This is a genomic window from Shewanella colwelliana (assembly GCF_001735525.1).
GTDB classification, from domain to species: Bacteria; Pseudomonadota; Gammaproteobacteria; order Enterobacterales; family Shewanellaceae; genus Shewanella; species Shewanella colwelliana.
This window is the reverse complement of the sequence record NZ_MCBT01000017.1, coordinates 1-2,289: the sequence shown is the minus strand read 5'-3', so window position 1 is coordinate 2,289 and position 2,289 is coordinate 1. Positions and strand designations below refer to the sequence as shown.

Below are 2,289 nucleotides of genomic sequence, written 5' to 3'. Positions count from 1 at the left end.
GTTCTTGACCTGCGGTAGACGATTTTTAGCAAAAAAGAAGTGATATTTAAGTCTAGCCGAAGGAATAGATAGAGCCAAACGCGATGGAAGAAACGCCTAATTTATGATAGCTTGAAGGCACTTGCTAAGGCTCGTAAAGCGAAGCTTTTAAGAGACCTGCAATTGACTTCAAGTAAAGCAGCGATGCTTCCCTCACGCCGCAGGGGGCATTAATTAAGCCCCAAGGGCATGGAATATAAACTCACGGATTGAGTAGCGATAACCTCCTCTCTCCGAAAGTAAAGAACAAGCCGTTTCACGAGACCTTCGGCTCGTGAACCACGATCGTTAAGTTCCTAATTGAGTGAATGTTATCGAATGAGCAATGTAAAAAAAGAAAATATCCCCGATTGGAAAGCTCTTGAAAAACTAGTAGCTCAAATCCAAAAACAGTTATCACCAGATGCTACCGTTCAGCATAATGTCATGCTTGATGGAGTTGAAAGCGAAACCAAAAGGCAAATTGATGTTCTGGTCGAACAAAATATTGGTCAGTATACAATGCAAATTGTCATTGACTGCAAAGACTATTCAAAGCCGATTGATGTTAAGGGCGTCGAAGAATTTCATGGGCTAGTTCAAGATGTGAAAGCTCATAAGGGAGCTTTAGTTTGTCCTTCTGGCTTCTCTAAAGCCGCATTAAAAAGAGCAAAGAAATTACAAATTGATTTATACCGACCAGTATCAACAGACAAACATAAGTGGCAGGTTAATGTCACAGCTCCAGTGCTATGTGATTTTAGAAATTCATTTATGGGCTTTGGAATAAGCTGTTCTGATCCAAAACCATTAATGATTCCTCAAGAATTCTACAATTTATCTGTTGCTGATGAGAATGGTGTTGAACTAGGTAGTGCTCTTGAAATGGCACAATCGAAATGGGATCAAGGCTTATTTCCGAGTGAACCTGGAGAGCACGAAGAATTATCCATTTTCGGTGAAGATAAGGTATACATCGATAATGGTTATGGAGACAAAGTAATGGTTAGATTAACAGTCAGATTACTTGTTAAACAAAACTTATATGTTGGTCATTTACCAGTCGAAGATATGAATGGTCTCCAAGATGAACATTCTGGATCAGTAGTTACTAATGCATTTACTTTGGGTGGTTTAAATCCAGAGGAAGTACAAAAATCATGGAAGAAAATAGATGATATAAGTGAACTTGAATTTCAGCCAATATTCAATGTTGTTGGCTTTAACTGCTACGGAATCGGAACTTAACAAGGCAATTAAACGGAACTAAAACAGTGGGTTACGTTCCGCTTCGCTTCACAGTATAACCCACAATTTTAGTCCGCTTATTGCGGCGTTATATGCCCTAAAGGATATTGAGGTGCACCATTAAATCGAAGAACATTATTGCACTTCCTTGTGCGATTCTAGCAATGTATCCTGGCTTTTTAGTTTCAACACTTGCTAGTGAATACTATGACAAAGCTGTGGTTTCCACTTTAATAGCTTTCGTTGCAGCATTCTTTTTTCATCGTTATTTAGCTATTTATAAAAAATCGGATGGCTACCTAAAGTGCTTTTTTATCTCTACTTTTTTATTAAGTGGTAACTTTAGTATTCCTGTTTGGTCATCAGCAGCAAAAAACGATGCTGGTAATTTAGTATTCTTGTTACTATTTCCATTGATGTTTATAGTCAACTATTTATTAACTAAGAGTGAACCTGCAAAACATGCAGTAGCTTTGTATAATCGGGCATATAACAAATAACAAATAAGGATAGGCCGCGCGTAGCCGCGTCCTTATCCCGAGTGTTGAACAAGCCCGGGTTTGTAGGAAGTGATACCTTTATATAGTAAATAGCGGCGTGAGAGCTCACGCCGGTTTAGGTCGGGGAGCTTAATTTACACTTTTGGCTAGCCATAGCTATCCCTTAGCACTGACAGCCAATAAGTAAGCCTATAGTTTCAAAAGCTTAATCACCTCCTGCGTTTCACTTCTAGCGATCTAAAATTTCAAAATCCTGTTATCTTACCGCTTAAACAGTGGCGTTAGATTGCTAAGTGCTCTGGCTATGAAAGCTTGTCAGTCGCCCCTGCTTTTTTCCATGTACGCCCATAAATGTCATCGGCTGCTGGCAGCAAGGACAAGGCCGTATTGCCGCAATGCGTTTTGCCTCTTCGACTACGGGAAATACCATCCCTGAGACCGCTAACATCAACTGTATTTGTTGCCTCAGCTTGCGAAAGTTCCCGCTAAGTAATCCATAATCTCGTACTCGGCGTAACCCTTT

General features: G+C 39.9%; 2 protein-coding genes and 1 pseudogene. 2 read left to right on the top strand and 1 reads right to left on the bottom strand.

What is annotated here, in order from left to right:
• The first annotated feature begins 357 nt into the window (after nt 1-357).
• Nucleotides 358-1,266 (top strand): restriction endonuclease, encoded by a 909-nt coding sequence (locus tag BEL05_RS06730; RefSeq protein WP_069670682.1) that lies wholly within the window; start codon nt 358-360, stop codon nt 1,264-1,266.
• A gap of 164 nt (nt 1,267-1,430) precedes the next feature.
• Nucleotides 1,431-1,766 carry a hypothetical protein gene (locus BEL05_RS06725; protein ID WP_069670681.1) on the top strand — a complete coding sequence of 112 codons (336 nt, stop codon included), beginning with the start codon at nt 1,431-1,433 and terminating at the stop codon, nt 1,764-1,766.
• Between the two features lie 289 nt (nt 1,767-2,055).
• On the opposite strand, the pseudogene BEL05_RS06720 reads toward BEL05_RS06725, so the two are convergent.
• Nucleotides 2,056-2,289, bottom strand: a pseudogene (locus tag BEL05_RS06720) (IS91 family transposase); the annotation flags it as partial.

Bases quoted from the DNA above. Each gene is read 5' to 3' on its own strand.
- BEL05_RS06730 (WP_069670682.1), top strand. From the start codon at position 358: ATGAGCAATGTAAAAAAAGAAAATATCCCCGATTGGAAAGCTCTTGAA.
- BEL05_RS06725 (WP_069670681.1), top strand. From the start codon at position 1,431: ATGTATCCTGGCTTTTTAGTTTCAACACTTGCTAGTGAATACTATGAC.